The following is a 17,221-nucleotide window of genomic DNA, read 5'->3' as shown; positions in this document are numbered from 1 at the left end:
TATGATTAAATAATTGTTTCTAGACGACTTAAGAAATTTAAGGTTCTTAATTTATACTTTAAAGAGCAGTGAGGTTAACTATGTTAATATTATTTATATTTATTAGTCTAATAAGTTATTTAATTGGTCTTTTATTGTATAAAAATTGGAAAAATCCTATAACTGTATACTGCTTCATATGGTTATTATGTGTTTCTCTGCATCAAACTGGATGGATACTATACTATGAACTGAATGCAAATACTTGGTATGTTATTATTCTGGCAGAAATGATTTATGTTACTGGGTGTATGTGTGGAGTGTTCCTTTCTAAAAAACAAGATAACAATGATGTTTACAAGAATGAAGAAAATGTAAGGAAATCATTGAAAAAATATATAGTAGTCCTATCTATTATTTCTTCTTTATCAATTTTGATGAAATTAGCATTTGTTATTCGTACATATGGATTTAATTTAATTACAAATATATCTCAAATATATAATGACTCTATATATGAAAGAATGAACTATACGGATATTTTCAATACTGAGGGTGTAATATTCGTTGCAATCGTATTCTCTTCAGTATACCTGTATAGATACAAATATGAACATGTTATCTTATTACCTTTATTATTATTAGTACTTAGTCAACTCACATCTGGTTCGAGGGGCAGTTTGATTTCTGGCATTATTTTGTTTTCATCTCAGTTCTTTTTGAAAAAAAGTAAGATTAAAGTTACTGAAAAGAATTTCAAAGGTAATAAGTCAAAAATGAAATTAATAATACTATTAGGTGCATTATGTTTTGTAGTTTTTTTAATTACTTTTAATAGGACAGGTGAAGCAGTTGTACTACCATACGCCAGTACAAAAATTCAGGAACTATCAGTAAATAATTCAATTATATATAGTATAGTTTTTTACTTTAGTTCCCCAATAGCTGTATTAAATGAATATTTAAGAAGTCCAATCCACAGTCATTGGGGGGCTGCAACTTTTAGAATTTTTTATTTAGTTCTAAATAAATTAGGTGTTGTTGATTACAATGTGAACTTTATAGGGGAATATACGTATTACACACCAGCATCTTCAAATGTTTTATCATATATCGGAGAACTTATCTATGATTTTGGATTCGGAGCAATTTTTGTGGTATTTATTTTAGGGTGTGTTTTTAGTTTCTCCTACATAAATATGAAAAAAAAGGAAAGTGTTTTATACGATGTTCTGGTAGCAGCGTGTTTTGGTTTAGTGTTTTTATCGTTTTTTGCTTGGTTTTTAAGGTTATCTATCTTTTGGTATGTACTGTTAATTGGAGGAATACTAGCGTTAGTCATTGATCGTCGTAAAGTAAAATAAACTAGGGATTTTTTTGAACCTAAAACGCTGAAAATTTAGTTTGCATTCAGTCGAAATTATGGTATTTATTCTATTGAGGGGTAAAAATAAGTGAGAAAGATCATTAATAGTGTGCTTATTGCCTTTGCAGCACAAGGATTTTCTTTTTTCGTAAGTGTAATAATGTCATTACTAATTCCTAAAGTTTTAGGTGTTGAAGAGTATAGTTACTGGCAACTTTCTGTTTTTTATGTGAGTTATGTTGGGTTCTTTCATCTTGGTCTTAATGACGGGATCTATTTGAGAAATGGCGGAAATGACTACGAAAAAATAAACCATCGTCTCTTAGGTTCGCAATTTTGGATTTCCTTTACTACTCATTGTTTTATCGCAATTGCAATTATAAGCTATAGCATAGTATTTACAGATGATGCAAACAGAAAATTTATATATTTAACTACAGCTCTATATATCCCGTTATTAAATGCTATTGGTTTTATAGGTTATCTACTTCAATCAGTCAATAAAACTAAATTGTATTCTATTTCAATCATTGTCGATAAATCGTGGTTTATAATAGTAGTTGCTATATTGCTTGTTAATAAATGTGATAGTTTTTCTTATTATGTAATTTTAGATATATGTGGAAAGATATTTGCGCTCATATATTTATTTTTTAACTCCAAAAAATTAATCTGTGTAAAAATCAAAATGGGCTTTGCAACTGTGAAAGAATTATGGTCGAATATGTCAGTAGGAATAAGTTTACTATTATCTAATATAGCAGGTTTATTGATTTTAGGAAGTTCTCGTTTCCTAGTTGATAGAAAATGGGGAATAGAGGTATTTGGTGTATTCTCGTTTTCATTAACACTTGCAACATTTATATTAGCTTTTATTGCTCAAATAAGTATGGTTCTTTTCCCTACACTCCGTCAAACTAGTAGTGAGCAGCAAAGAAAGATTTATAGTTTTACAAGAGATTTACTAGATATTTTATTACCAGCGATTTTTCTTTTATATCTGCCCCTATATTATGTTTTAGGTATATGGTTGCCAGAATATCAAGAAAGTTTACGTTATTTAATTATTTTTATTCCATTATGCATGTATGATGGGAAAATGAATCTATTATGTTCTACATTTTTTAAAGTTTTAAGAATGGAACGGACACTTCTTTGGATAAATATAGTATCGCTATTTACAAGTGCACTTTTAGGTGTTTTGGGTGCTTATATATTTGAAAATATTTACATAGTTGTAATTGGATCGGTTTTTGCAATAGTCTTAAGAAGTATGATTTCAGAATATGTTTTGTCTAAATATATGAACACTTTCATCTTCAGGAACCTAGTACAAGGATTATCTTTAGTTATTATATTTGTTCTCAGCACGTGGTTTATATCACCTGAGATGGGGTTTTTCATCTATTTACTTTGTTATTTTTTATTTCTATTATTGTCCAAAGAAAGAATTGGGGATCTAAAAAGTTTTGTAAATAGGTACATGAAAAAGTAGCCGGTTTTAAACATTAATAATTAATAATCTAAATTTGATAACAATTTTTTGTGAGGTGTAAATATTCTATGAAAGGCATCATTCTTGCCGGAGGTAGCGGCACCCGCCTTTATCCACTAACCATGGTAACCAGTAAGCAACTGTTACCTATATACGATAAACCAATGATTTATTATCCATTATCTACTTTAATGCTGGCCGGAATTAATGAAATCCTTATAATTTCCACTCCAGAAGACACACCAAGATTTGAGAGTCTCTTAGGAGACGGCTCTCAATTCGGTATATCCCTACAATACATAGTCCAACCTAATCCTGATGGTTTGGCACAGGCTTTTATTCTAGGTGAATCGTTTATCGGAGAGGATTCAGTCGCAATGATTCTTGGCGATAACATTTACTACGGTAACGGAATGCGAAAAATACTTAAACGTGCATCGGATAAACAACAAGGAGCTACGGTATTCGGGTACCATGTGCAAGATCCGGAGCGTTTTGGCGTGGTTGAATTTAACGGTGAAGGTAAAGTGCTCAGTGTCGAGGAAAAGCCAAGTGATCCTAAGTCTAATTACGCTATAACAGGGCTGTATTTCTATGATAACCGGGTAGTCGAAATTGCCAAGAATGTGAAGCCTTCTGTAAGAGGGGAACTTGAGATCACTTCTGTTAATGAGGCTTATCTCAAGCTTGGTGAACTAGATGTTGAATTGTTGGGTCGTGGTTTCACTTGGTTAGATACTGGGACTCACCAGAGTCTTGTTGATGCAACTAACTTTGTCAGAACTATTGAAGATCACCAAGGTATTAAAATTGCTGCGCTTGAAGAAATAGCTTATATCAATGGTTGGATCACTAAAGAACACCTCTTAGAATGTGGACAGAAACTTAGCAAGACAGGTTATGGCCAATATTTGATCAAAGTAGCTACAGGGAAAATTCAATATTAAGGTGTGAACATTATGAAGATCACAGAAACTACACTTTCTGGAGTATACATAGTAGAACCTGCTGTTTTTGGAGATCACCGCGGATGGTTCATGGAGACTTTTAGTGATGCGAAGTTCAAAGAACAAGGACTTGATATTACTTTTGTGCAAGATAATCAGTCTTATTCAGCTGTGAAAGGAACACTCCGAGGACTACATTATCAATTAAATCCCAAAGCACAATCGAAGCTCGTACGTTGTACACGTGGAGTTATTTATGATGTAGCAGTCGATATCAGAGAGGGCAGCCCTACATATAGTAAGTGGTTTGGAATTGAGCTGAGTGCTGAGAATAAGAAGCAATTACTGATACCCAAGGGGTTTGCACATGGTTTCATGACATTGACTGAAGATGTTGAGGTGCAATATAAATGTGACGAGCTCTATGCCCCGGATTGTGACGGCGGCATCCTTTGGAATGATCCAGCTATCGGTGTAGAATGGCCAATTGATATTCAGCCGATACTTTCTGGAAAAGATGAAAATGCTCCTTTATTAAAGGATGCTCAATTGAATTTTGTGTTTGAAGGTTAGTAAGACCAAATAGTTAAATCTGAGGTGTATGAAATGAGCAGGAAGAAACTATTGATTACAGGCGGTGCCGGCTTTATAGGTGGTAACTTCGTACAGTACATGACTAATAAGTATGCTGATTATGATATTACTAACTTGGATTTATTGACTTATGCCGGGGAGTTAAGAAAGCATTCTACAATTGAAGGTAAGTCAAATTACCATTTTATCCAGGCAGATATTGCGGACAGAGAAACGATTATATCTCTGTTTGATCAAGAAAGATTCGATTATGTGGTTCATTTCGCAGCTGAAAGTCATGTGGATCGTTCCATTACAGATCCTGCTATTTTTGTACGGACAAATGTAATGGGGACACAAGTCTTGCTTGATGCTGCAAAGAAAATCGGTATTTCGAAGTTTGTTCATGTCTCTACCGATGAGGTATATGGAGAATTGGACTTTGATCCAACCGTATTCTTTACAGAGGAAACTCCGTTACAGCCTAATAGTCCTTACAGTGCAAGTAAAGCTTCTTCTGATTTGCTCGTACGCGCCTATCATGAAACGTTTGGCTTACCTATGAATATTACACGTTGCTCTAATAACTATGGACCTTATCATTTCCCAGAGAAGCTGATTCCGCTGACAATTTCTAAGGTAATGAATGAGCAGAAGGTTCCAGTCTATGGTGATGGTAAGAATATCCGTGATTGGCTACATGTATGGGATCATTGTGCTGCGATTGATCTGGTGCTCCACGAAGGTGTGAGCGGTGAGGTCTATAATGTTGGCGGTCATAACGAACGCACTAATCTTGAAGTAGTAAAGACGATTATTCAAACATTGGATAAATCTGAAGATTTGATTGAGTTTGTTACAGACCGTTTGGGTCACGATAAGCGTTACGCTATCGATCCTACCAAGCTAGAGAAGTTAGGCTGGAAACCCACTTATACCTTTGAGACAGGGATAGCTCAGACTATTCAATGGTATATTGACAATACTGAATGGTGGGAGCTTATTCTTAGCGGCGAATACCGAATTTAGTATTAATATAAAATATTCAGAACGGGCAAGCCATTACTGAGAGTTTTTCATAATTGGCTTGCTTTTTTATTTTGCATTCTCATCCAAAGATTTATAAATTAACCATTAATTATCTGTGATATACATCCGTTTTTTTTCTTCCTAACTGCTGTAATTATTATTCTATTATCTGTCCTTTTATTAAATTTAACATTCTAATAATGAAGAAAACCATATTTAGTTTATATATGATTAACAGATTTATTTCCTATATTTAATTGCAACACTAAGACAAAATTCGACATTTTTGATATAATCATATCATTAAATTCGAATCAAGAGGAGATTTGCGCAAATGTTTTTAAGGTACATAAATAACTTTCGTGGTTTTTCAATGATAATGGTTATTTTAATTCATACTCTAATACCATTCAATGGAGTTATGAATCGTGAAATGTATAATGTCTTTTTTTCATTGTTTCAAGATAGTACTGTATTGTTTGTGTTTATTTCTGGATTCTTGTTTCAATACCTTATGCGAAAATATAGTTATAAGAAGTATTTACTATCTAAAGCGAAGTATGTTCTTTCTCCATATTTAATACTATCATTTCCGGGAATCATGTGGTTTTATTTCAAAGGAGAGAATGTAGATGTTTACTCTATTGTGAAAATGATTCTAATTGGAGATATCAGCGGTACAGGAGGAACATACTGGTTCATTCCTATGATACTTATATTTTTTATCATATCACCTGTACTAGTATTTATAGATAAACGACCTAAATACTACTACACCTTACCGATATTCTTTCTCGTTTCTACTTTTATTACAAGGGAAGGAATGCCTTATCAAACATTTATTCATTTTTTCCCGATTTATGTTTTTGGTATGTTTGTAAGCCATTTTCAAAACATTGTACTGCCAGTGTTAAAAAAATATAAAATAATTATACTATTTTTGTTTTTGTGTATTTCGCTACTTGATATATTTAATTTGCATACTAACTTTCAATATAATCCTTTGGGAGATAATGCATTTCTACGTATGTGGAGTAAAGTATTGCTATGTTGTTTACTATTAGTCTTTTTTGAATCTAAAGATCATTTGATAGGAGATAAATTTAAATTATTTGCAAGATATAGTTTTGGATTTTATTTTTTTCAAGGTTATGTAATTACTGTTCTTTTAAAATGGACTTGGGGATTTTTTGAAGCCGGCTCTGTCTTTTTGTATGCAATATTTTCAATTTTGACTATAAGTGTATGTTTATTGATATTATGGTGCGGAAAAAGAATTTTGGGTAAGGCCAGTAGATACTTCATAGGGATTTAACAATACAAAAATGTGAAGAAAATAAAAGTTGTGGAATAGTAGAGGACGAGAACTAAGCAGTCCTCTACTATTAATGTCTATTTGCTTAAACCCTAAACCGCCCCAACACCCCCCGCAGCTCCTCCGAAGTCTCTACCAGCTCCGCCGCAGAGCGGCTGATCTCGTCGATTCCCTCCAGTTGCACGGCAGTAGCGGCTGCGACCTGGTGCGAGTTAGTGCTGGTGGTGCGGGCGATTTCGGTGATGCTGGTGACGGAGGCGGTGATCTGCTGGATGCCGGCGGACATCTGCTCGGAGGCTGCGGCCATTTCTTCGATCTGGGCGGTGATCTGGCCGTTGGTCATGAGGATCTCCCGGAAGTTGTTCTCGGTATCATTCGCGATCTGCAGGCCGGACTGAACCTCACTGATCATTTGAGCCATAGCCTGCACGGATTGATGCATTCCGTTCTCCATCTGATGAATCAGCTCAGCGATACGGGCAGAGGATTGCCCGGACTGTTCGGCCAGCTTCCGGACTTCGGTAGCTACGACGCCGAAGCCGCGGCCATGCTCACCGGCCCGTGCGGCTTCAATCGAAGCGTTCAGGGCGAGGAGGTTGGTCTGGCCGGCAATCTGCTGAATGACAGCGAGAATAGCTGAGATTTCCCGCGACTGCTCGTCCAGCAGACGGATAACGCTATCTGTCTCATGCGCTGAGCGGCTGATCTGGTTCATTTGCTGTACCGTGCTGTGTACGAACCCGGCTCCTGCTTCGGCCTGCAGCTTGGAGTGGTGGGCAGAGGCAGAAATGTCGGTGGCGCTTTCGGCCATCTTTTGGATTCCGATTGAGACTTCTTCCATGGCCAGCAGATTTTCGTTGCTGCTCTGGGTCTGTGTTTCCGCTCCTTGCGTGACCTCGCCGATAGCTTGGGCAATTTGCCTGGACTCTGTAGCCGTCTGCTGCGTAACCTCTTTTATAATACCGGTTGCTGTAGTAACCTTAGCCGCTGTCTCGAGGCCGTGAGTGATCAGGGTCTGGAGATTATTTTTCATCTGATTATAGCTTGTGACCAGGTCGCCAATTTCATCGCGGGTCGTATCTTGAATCGAGACGGTAAAATCACCGCCGCCCGCCTGCTGCAGTGCAGACGAGATTCTTCTGATTCTGGTTGTCATGCGGCGGATGAACAGCACCATAACCAGCACGGACAGGACCATGGCAATGATCATCATCCACACAAAATGCTGCATAAAGGAAGAGATAATCACATCAATCAAGCTTTGGGATGCACCCACATAGAAGATACCAATGATCTCATTCTGCCCGTTCAGGAGTGGTAAGTAGGCAGTCTGGTAGGTCTGGCCCACCACATTTGCTTCTCCGTAATATTCTTCCCCTTTGATGAGCACTGTTTCATGAACGGCTTCCGAGACAGTTGTGCCGACCGCCCTCTGACCATCGGTCATTACGTTGGTGGTTACCCTCTGATTCCCCTGAAAAAGAGTCACCGTATCCCCGGTCAACTCGCCGATTTCATCAACCAGCCCATAGTTCTCATTGATTCGAATATCGCCTTTGTAGAGTTGACCGTCCTTGATCTGCCAAGGTCCGGGGTATTTATATTCAAGGAACCCCTCAGCCAGCTTCAGATCGCTTCGCGCCTTCTCCCCGGCAAAGGAGGTAATTCCATTCTTCATCTCATTAATGACAACAACCATCACAGCAGCCGAAAAGACCAGCAGCACCCCTATTAAAATCATGCTGATCCTGGTTCCGATACTTCGCCTATTCATCCTTTTCCTGCTTCCCCCAGTCAATATCCGGTATGTAAGTTAAGCCGCAGCTCTATCTATTTATCGGCAGAAAACAGAATATTATTTAAAATTTGAATGAAATTCTTTGCCGGATAGAATCATTTTGATTTTGGTTCTGCCTATGAAGCATCGTTGAAATTCGACAAAATAGAAGAAATATCCCGTAATTATGATTAAGATATACATGTCTGTTAAGGGATTAATAGACATTTTGAAGAAAAATATGTATTATGCGTCCTAGAAGTCGAATTTAAAGAGGTTCTGTCGTGAAGGGGGCAGTAGCGGAAGATCAGGTTATCATCTGAAAATATGAAAATTACTGGGGATTGGTGGGAGTTGGGTTATGTATTCGAAGCTTTTTCGCAGAGCTGTTTCACTGGTTCTGGTATTGATGTTAACTGTCGTGAATGTTATGGGGGTATCCGCAGCCTCGCTGAAAGCGGGAGTAGCCACCAATATAAAGCTGCCGGACGGTAATCATAAGATTACAGTCAACAGTGTAGTGGACGTTACCTACAATGATCTTAAGACTCTGCAAGAGGTTACATTTATTCTGTCGAAGGATGGGGCAGAAATTAACCGTCAGGTGAAACCCAGAGGTGATGCGAAGCTTACGGTGCTGGACGCTGTATACTCCTCCCTCGAATACAGTGGTATTCCCTTTGACGGACTGAAGGCTGGTGAAGAGTACTTGCTGCACGCAGAATTTGCGGGGCTGGAAGGAACGGTCGCTACTGCGCCTCAGAGCATTCGGGTACCTGCAGCAATAGGAATTGAAGTAGTTGTAGAACGGATGACTAAGGATTCTAATACATATGTAAGTGCGGTTAATGACGAGATCCGCAGTGATGACAAGAATATCAGATTAACGATTCTTAACAACGGCGTCCCGGTAGCGAAGGAACAGGTTTCAATCTGGAGTTATTATTCCACCTCCACCTTTACTACAGATGCAAACGGTCAGATTCAGCTGAAAGATAATAACAGCTTCAGGTTCAATAATTCTGTTATTTTTGTAATGTTAATGCAAGGCAGCGATCAATATGAGGCTAAGCCTATCTATGTAACAGACCTCCAGCAGGCAGGTACATACACCGTGGCTATCCGTTATCTGGATGCTGACGGCAAGCTGCTGCACAACCAGAATGCCAGCTCCTCTTCATGGCCCTCGGGGGTTGTTAACCGCTATGGGGTTGCAGGACTCGATGTCCTGGTGGTGAAAACGGGCATTATATCCGGAAATTATTCAAGCTACGTTGTTTCCGATGATGGAACGTATCTATTCCAGGTCAGCCAATCTGCATTGTATTCGTCTGTTGACGGAGTGCATAAAGAGATTATCGAGGATGCCAGCGATTATAGCCGCATGAATCTTCATTATTCCTGGGATAATACCCCTGTGAGGCTGGAATCGTATTCTCTCATTGATAACAATCAATATAAACAGCTTAACGGCGGATATAGCAATGCTGTGTTCAGATCACCAGCCATCTATGTCAAGAAGAATAAGGAATACGAGATTACTGCGGTTGGGGTCATTCAGGGTTTGAATGATAAAGTAGTTTTCCGTAATCGGGTTAAGCCTGCAGAAGCTGTGGTTGAAGTAACAACCGCCGCTAATCCGGCCGATTATAGTGCATTGAATCTTCAGGTGCCCAAGCAGAGTAATGGTGAAGGACAGGTACAGCTGTCTTATCTTAATGACAAATTCAATTATACCCAGGTCAGCACTGCGCTTCCTGCAGCCGGCGGCAAGGTATATGTGCGCAAGGGCGAAGAGATTCATCGTCTGACCAGCAATATCGCACCTTCTGCTACAAGTCAGAGCAACAGCAATAACCGGATTGTTATGAAAGCCTTTTTCAGTCCGGAGGATAGTGAATACAACCTTCAGGGCGGCAGCACTTATACAGCCCGGATCGATGTTGTTGTACCAGACACCTCTTACTACGGCAAGGATGAATTGCGGAATGAGGTAGTATTAGGCGAAAGTGTCGAGAACCGGGTCGTTATGACTGATGAATATGGAAATGTGGTGGATCTGAACAGCACCTATAAGCTGTCGATTGTGGATGAGAGCGGTAAGGTACTGTCCAATGATTCACTGTATTGGACAACAGAAGAACAAAACGGTCATCCGGTCCGCATTAATCAGCGGGACTGGAAGCCTGTTAACGCAGGAAACTACAAGATTCAATTGTTTCCAAATGTCTATAGCGGAGGCCAGTATGTTAACGGAGAACTGCTTGCTGAGGCGGAGCTGAAGGTACTGCCTAAGAATGAGTTCGATGTAGAGATCAGAGACAAGGACGGTAAGCTGGTTGATCTGGTAGACAAGCCGTATCTGACGGTTGAACAGGCCAAGCAAGTAACAGTTACCGTACGGAAGCATGTTACCGGCGGACAAGGTGAACTGCAGGCCGGAGTAGAAATCAGCCGTTACGGTGAAGTGCTGGGAGTTACGGATGCCCAAGGGAAATTCGTTATACCTGCGGAGCAGTCCACCTATCTTGGCGAGCTCATGTTCAAGAAACCGGCCTTCTTATTCAAAAAAGTAAAAGTAGCAGTAATCGATCCGCAGACTGAAGCGGTTATCCGCGTCCGCGGATTGGATAAGGCCGAGGGCAGCAGCTATGCCGGTGGTGTACCGCTGGATTATGCCAGTGTGCAGGCAATCACCAAGAATAAAGACGGCAATTATACTAGAGGCTCCTATTTCATTAATACATCAGAAGCCCAGGCTATTCTGGTTGTAGATTCACCTTCTGTTGTAGGGGTGGACTTCATCCGTTATAACCGGAGCTATACAGGTGTAGAATCCAAGTATGGTTACTACATGTTCGGATCGATCCAGACAGAGCCGGGTAAGGATTATTCGCTTGTGCTGGATGCAAGACAGGAGCTGCAGGAAGTAAGCAAGGTGTTGCTGGACAGACCGGCGGAAGATCTGTCTGTCGTTAGAGCGGATTTGGCCGGTGCAGAGAATGTTCCGTATGTCATCGACAGCAATGCACAGGATGAGAATTATTTTTACGCTACGCAAGGGACTTACAGTATGCTGGCGCAGACAGCAGGAGAAACCTTTATTTACCGTGATGGCGTGGTAATCGGGGCCGGTGACAATACCTTAAATCTGGATGTTCCAGCTTCAGAGCTTGCTACACTGGTTGCACCGGAATCCGGAACAATTTACAGTGTGGAATACACCACTCCGTATCAATCGAAGCTTAAGAGCTATGCACATAATGCAGATCAGGTGCAGCTGACTCCGGGCGATGTAACGGTCCAGGTGGATAAATTATTCGGGGCGATTGAATATCAGTACAATATTCATTTTGCGCCGGGAACACTGAAGGCCGGAACACTGACAGAGCTGGCTCCGCAGTCTATACAGGGTCTGGATATTGCGGGGCTCAAGGATGGCAAGCTGGTTCGTGCTGCAGGCGAGAACACACTTGAAATTGGACTCGTTGACAATGCCGGTAATCAGATCGGGCAGATCAAGAAGCCGCAGATTCTGGTTATCAGCAATGGCGGCTGGTCCAACGGGTACAAATATGTTACTCCAGAGGCTGCTTCCTATGAGATTCAGAATGAGTCTGGTGTCACGTTGTATTCCAACTCCTCCGTCAGCTATCCGCTGACTGTATACACCTATGATTCCACAGGTGAACGTTACAAATTTTTGACCGATGGAACGTATATTATCAAAGCATCCATGACGCTTGACGGTCAGCAGTATACGCTTAATAAGAAGATTATTATTGAGTCAACAACAGGGACCATTGTAGAGCCGGGCGGCAACGTGCCGGGGACAGATACAGGCAATGGTAACGGCAATGGTAATGGTAATGGTAATGGTAATGGTAATGGTAATGGCAACAATAACGGCACCAATCCGGGTACGGATACCGGAACAAGTCCAGGCACTAATACAGGTGGAGTTACACCGTCACCAGCTCCTGTTACAGCTGGCAATTCCGAGAACGTTCAGAAGCAGAATGACAAGCTGCAGGACTTGCTGACCAGTACCACAGGTTCAGCAGCAGATAAAGCGGCAGCAGCACAAACAGCCATCAGCAGTATTGCGGATTCGTTCAAAGCTGCGTCAACCGCAGCGGAAGCGGAGCAGAGCAGCAAGAGTCTCTCGCAGGCGATGAATATAGCTTCAGACTTGCTGGCAACCATTCAGGATCCTGCAGCCAAGCAAAAGATTGTTGACTCGATTGCAGAGCTTGTTGGAAGTGCACCTTATCTGCTCGGCCGGATGGACAGCTCTGACAAAGCGGTTACGCTGGCGAATACACTGATTGACAATGCAGCGGCAGTGCTGAACAATGCGCAGGGAGTATCGGCAGAAGAGCTGCAGAAGCTGAAAGCTAATGTCATCACTTCAAGCCAGTCAGCGATTAACAAAGCGGGAGAGGTTACGATCGCCAAAGCGAATGTAAAGGTTGAAGGCAATGCGGTTTCTTCACAGCTTGATGAATCGCTGATCAGTACACAGATCCAATCTGCGAAGCTGGCCCTGTCGGATCTCTCCAAGAATCTGACCAGTAAGCTGGGAGCAGGAAGTGCCGCGGATCTGAAAGCAGGTATTACCGTTAAGGTGCCGGCAGTAGAAGAAGGGATTCACAAGCTGAATACTTCCCTTCCTTCGGATATCCTTACACTGGTTAAAGACAATGATATTTCCGGCCTGAAAATAGAGATGGACCAGACAGCCTTCACTATTGAAGCAGATACCTTCGGTCCGCTTGCAGCAGGACAGACTATTAAGCTTGCGGCAGAGGTTGTTGAAAATGCTGTCGTTACCAAACCAAGCAAGGCTGATCCGTTGGCAAGCATTCCAGTAATGGAATTCAGTGCATTTGTAGGAGCTGAGCAGGTGAAGAGCTTCAACAAACCAATTGATGTGACCTTTGATGTGTCGGCAATTGATACATCCAAATACTCTGAAGCGAACCTGGAGAATCTGACAGTGTATTTATTAAATGAGGAAAGTCTTACATGGGAGGCTGTCGGAGGAAAATATGACCCGGTTACCCGGACAGTGACAGCACCGAGAGGACACTTCAGTAAGTATACGGTAATGCTGGCTAAGGCTGCATTCACAGATGTAGCGGCAAGCCATTGGGCAGTGCAGGAAATTAACTATCTGCTGAATAAGGGAATCCTGGATCAGACTGCAGAGTTCCGTCCGGCAAGCGCAATTACGCGCCAGGAATTTGCAGCCATGATTGCCCGGGCTTATGGTCTTAGCGGCGATGGTCTGACATTATCGTTCAAGGATGTTACAGCAGCAAATCCTTACTACAAAGAAATTGCTGCAGCCTATGCAGCAGGCATTATTACGGGCAAATCGACTAATGCATTTGACCCGGATGCAACCATTACCCGTGAGGAGATTGCAACGATGCTTGCCCGGGCACTTACCGGCTTTAACGGCCAGCAAGCCGTTTCCCAGCCTGCATCTGTAAATGCCGTCTTTACAGATGCAGCCAAGATATCCAAATGGGCAGCGTCAAGCGTAGCCCTGACCAAGAGTATCCGGTTATTTGAAGGATTCGAGGATCAGAGCTTCCGTCCGGCCCAGACCGCGAGCAAAGCGGAGGCCGCTGCGTTAATCTACCGTCTGTATCAATTGAAATAGCAGGATACAATAAAACTGGCAGGGCAGCAGCGATCCTACTCGGGATCATTGCTGTCCTGTTTTTTGTGGTTTATTATGGTAAGTGCTTATTAAGTAAATAATCTCTAATAGGAGCTGAAACATGGAACAAGCTAAAAAAGCCCTGCTGAGGAATCTTGCCGTGTTCTCCTTAATCCTGAGCATCATGTACAGTTTTATCATAACCAATATGAGTAACTCATTCGTGTCTACACCGTATGCCAGCGGCCCGGGAGATGCTGTTGTATTTGTGCTGTTTTTTCTGATCTTGTACATGTGTCATATTGTGCTCAGTCTGTTACATTTCCTTATATTTAGGAACGGAGCATGGAAGCTTTCCGTAAAAATGATCATTTTTAACGGTATAGTAGCCGCTATAATTGTCATTTTATACTTGTCATGGAATGAACCAGTTGTGTTGTCATTACTCGTTACTCCGCTGGTCTTCTCTTTTAGGTTGTCGTAATCGAAGGAATCGTTGAATGGGAGGGCCTTCTATGCAAAAAAGAACGCCGTATCAAATATTATTAGCACTTTTAAAAACTATGGCTGCGATGAGTCCGTCAGTTGTGCTACTGATGGTCTTGATTCATTATTTTCCGTACACGGGACTTGCGAGGATTATTACTGTTCCGATTACGCTAGTTATTAATTTGCTATTTATAGCTTTTGGACATCTGTTAAGCCTGAGACTAAAGCGGCGGCCGTACAAGGTTTTATTGTGGGCCTTTATCATGGTCATAACGCTGGCAGTTACTTTATACATGTATCCACAGGAAAGCAGGCCGGCTGTTGTTGATGTACTGTGGGACAAGCTGGCTGGAAAGTAAGATCAGGAATCTTCTCTTTTTTTCATACGTAAGGTACCTCTGGTAAAAGAAAAAAACCGCCCCGGCACCCGTTATCAAATAACGGATACCCTCAGGCGGGCTTTCCTCAAAACCAATCTACAGCCTAATGCCCGCCATCCGTCTCCACAATCCATACCTCCGGCAGGTTGCGGTACTGCTCGGCGTAGTCGAGGCCGTAGCCGACGACGAACTCGTCGGGGATGTCGATGCCGCTGTAGTCGATGGGGATATCGGCCACACGGCGGGAGGGCTTGCTGAGGATGGTGCAGATGCGGACACTGGCGGCTTCGCGGAGGGCGAAGAGCTGCTTCAGGTGCTGCAGGGTAAGGCCGGTGTCGATCAGGTCCTCGACGAGCAGGACATGCTTGCCGCGGATGTCGGTGTCGATGTCCTGCTTGATGGTAATGACACCTGAGGTGGTAGCGCTGCTGCCATAGCTGGATACAGACATATAGTCAACGGCGACAGGGAAGGTGATCTCCCGCATCAGATCGGACATGAATACGGCGGCTCCCTTCAGGATGCCGATGAGGACAAGCTCCTTGCCTTCATAATCGTGTGAGATGGCGGCGCCCAGCTCCCGCACCTTGCTCTCAAGCTCTGCCTTGCTTACCAGTACCTTGCGTAATTCGTTCATAACCACTGCTCCTTGTGAGTCGATATTATCTGTCAGGATGTACGATCCTTCTCCTTTAGCATAACATCATGTGCCCCGCCTTCGTAAATAGTTGTGGCGGAGACAAGGGTGATTTTGGCGTGCTGCTGCAGCTCAGGGATGGTCAGGGCGCCGCAGTTGCACATGGTTGATTTGATTTTGCTGATGCTGAGATCCAGGTTATCCTTGAGCCGGCCGGCATAGGGGATGAAGGAATCGACGCCTTCTTCGAATTCGAGCTTGCTCTCCTTGTCGGCATTGCCGAAGTCGTAGCGCTGCCAGTTGCGGGCCCGGCTGGAGCCTTCGCCCCAGTATTCCTTGACGAAGTTCCCGCCTACGAGCAGCTTGCGGCCCGGGCTCTCGTCAAAACGGGCAAAGTAGCGGCCGAGCATAACGAAATCTGCGCCCATCGCCAGGGCAAGCACGATATGGTAGTCGTGAACGATACCGCCGTCAGAGCAGATCGGCACGTAAATTCCGGTCTGCTCGTAATATTCCTGGCGGGCTGCAGCCACTTCGATTACAGCGGAAGCCTGGCCGCGGCCGATGCCCTTCTGCTCCCGGGTGATGCAGATGGAGCCGCCGCCGATCCCGACCTTGATGAAATCCGCCCCCGCCTCCACCAGGTAGAGAAAGCCCTCCTTATCCACGACGTTGCCGGCGCCAACCTTTACAGCTTCTCCGAACGTTTCCTTTATATACCGGATCGTCTCCGCCTGCCATTCGGAATAGCCGTCAGAGGAATCGATGCAGAGCACATCTGCTCCTGCTTCTACCAGTGCGGGAACCCGCTCCTTGTAGTCACGGGAGTTAATGCCGGCGCCGACGATCAGCTGCTTGTTGCTGTCATGAAGCTCCAGCGGGTATTCCTGATGGCTGTCATAATCCTTGCGGAAGACCAGATACATCAGATTGCCTTCGCTGTTCACGACCGGCAGGCAGTTCAGCTTGTGGTCCCAGATCATATCGTTGGCTTCGGTCAGGGTAGTACCTTCCTGTGCGTAGATCAAAGAGGAGAGCGGAGTCATGAACTCTGTAATCGGGCATTCCCGCGGCAGCCGGTTCTCACGGTAGTCACGGCTGGTGACGATGCCCATCAGCTTGCCGGTCGGCTCCCCGTTGTCGGTAATGGCGATGGTGGAGTGGCCGCTGCGGGCTTTGAGAGACAGCACATCCTGCAGGGTGTCCTCCGGACGGAGGTTGGCGTCGCTTACGACGAAGCCGGCTTTGAATTTCTTGACCCGGCGGACCATCTCCACCTGCTGCTCGACGGACTGGGAGCCGTAGATGAAGGAGATGCCGCCGCTTTTGGCCAGAGCAATCGCCATATTGTGGTCAGAGACCGCCTGCATAACGGCAGAGGTAACCGGAAGGTTCATGGTCAAAGCCGGAGCCTCGCCGCGTTTGAATTTGGTTACGGGGGTGCGGAGATCCACATTGCCCGGGATACATGCTTTGGTCGTCAGATTTGGAACGAGCAGAAATTCGCTGAACGTTCTGGACGGCTGCTCATAATAGTAAGCCATTATTTTCACTCCTTGAATG

The 17,221-nt window shown here is 43.1% G+C and carries 11 protein-coding genes; 8 read left to right on the top strand and 3 right to left on the bottom strand.

Annotated elements, in window-relative coordinates:
• The first annotated feature begins 80 nt into the window (after positions 1-80).
• The 6 genes from AC4G46_RS25690 (at position 81) to AC4G46_RS25665 (ending at position 6,704) form a co-directional block, all read left to right on the top strand.
• Positions 81-1,343, top strand: a complete 1,263-nt coding sequence (locus AC4G46_RS25690) for an O-antigen polymerase (RefSeq protein ID WP_491125198.1) — start codon at positions 81-83, stop codon at positions 1,341-1,343.
• A 90-nt stretch (positions 1,344-1,433) separates the two neighbouring features.
• Positions 1,434-2,840, top strand: a complete 1,407-nt coding sequence (locus AC4G46_RS25685; RefSeq protein ID WP_491125197.1) for a lipopolysaccharide biosynthesis protein — start codon at positions 1,434-1,436, stop codon at positions 2,838-2,840.
• A gap of 68 nt (positions 2,841-2,908) precedes the next feature.
• Complete coding sequence (gene rfbA, locus AC4G46_RS25680; RefSeq protein WP_491125196.1) at positions 2,909-3,787, top strand: glucose-1-phosphate thymidylyltransferase RfbA; 879 nt, start codon at positions 2,909-2,911, stop codon at positions 3,785-3,787.
• A 12-nt stretch (positions 3,788-3,799) separates the two neighbouring features.
• The gene (gene rfbC / locus AC4G46_RS25675; protein WP_491125195.1) at positions 3,800-4,360 is read left to right on the top strand and encodes a dTDP-4-dehydrorhamnose 3,5-epimerase; all 561 of its coding nucleotides are present in this window, start codon (positions 3,800-3,802) and stop codon (positions 4,358-4,360) included.
• A 33-nt stretch (positions 4,361-4,393) separates the two neighbouring features.
• The gene (gene rfbB, locus AC4G46_RS25670) at positions 4,394-5,389 is read left to right on the top strand and encodes a dTDP-glucose 4,6-dehydratase (RefSeq protein WP_491125194.1); all 996 of its coding nucleotides are present in this window, start codon (positions 4,394-4,396) and stop codon (positions 5,387-5,389) included.
• Positions 5,390-5,723: 334 nt separating this feature from the next.
• The gene (locus AC4G46_RS25665; protein WP_491125193.1) at positions 5,724-6,704 is read left to right on the top strand and encodes an acyltransferase family protein; all 981 of its coding nucleotides are present in this window, start codon (positions 5,724-5,726) and stop codon (positions 6,702-6,704) included.
• Positions 6,705-6,789: 85 nt separating this feature from the next.
• Here the strand turns inward: AC4G46_RS25665 and AC4G46_RS25660 are convergent, their stop codons facing one another.
• The gene (locus tag AC4G46_RS25660) at positions 6,790-8,478 is read right to left on the bottom strand and encodes a methyl-accepting chemotaxis protein (RefSeq protein ID WP_491125192.1); all 1,689 of its coding nucleotides are present in this window, start codon (positions 8,476-8,478) and stop codon (positions 6,790-6,792) included.
• Positions 8,479-8,890: 412 nt separating this feature from the next.
• Between AC4G46_RS25660 and AC4G46_RS25655 the strand changes: the two genes are divergently transcribed.
• Both AC4G46_RS25655 and AC4G46_RS25650 read left to right on the top strand, forming a co-directional pair.
• On the top strand, positions 8,891-14,152 hold the full coding sequence (locus tag AC4G46_RS25655) for an S-layer homology domain-containing protein (RefSeq protein ID WP_491125191.1): 5,262 nt from the start codon (positions 8,891-8,893) through the stop codon (positions 14,150-14,152).
• A gap of 515 nt (positions 14,153-14,667) precedes the next feature.
• Complete coding sequence (locus AC4G46_RS25650; protein WP_491125190.1) at positions 14,668-15,000, top strand: hypothetical protein; 333 nt, start codon at positions 14,668-14,670, stop codon at positions 14,998-15,000.
• A 124-nt stretch (positions 15,001-15,124) separates the two neighbouring features.
• Here AC4G46_RS25650 and hpt read toward each other — a convergent pair whose 3' ends face one another.
• Together hpt and AC4G46_RS25640 are read right to left on the bottom strand one after the other, a co-directional pair.
• Positions 15,125-15,658, bottom strand: a complete 534-nt coding sequence (gene hpt / locus AC4G46_RS25645) for a hypoxanthine phosphoribosyltransferase (protein WP_491125189.1) — start codon at positions 15,656-15,658, stop codon at positions 15,125-15,127.
• A gap of 32 nt (positions 15,659-15,690) precedes the next feature.
• Entirely contained in the window at positions 15,691-17,202 is a 1,512-nt protein-coding gene (locus AC4G46_RS25640; RefSeq protein ID WP_491125188.1) for an IMP dehydrogenase, read from the bottom strand.
• Between the last annotated feature and the right edge of the window lie 19 nt (positions 17,203-17,221).

Source organism: Paenibacillus sp. fava2 (assembly GCF_058313675.1).
This window is presented reverse-complemented; position numbering and strand designations above follow the sequence as displayed.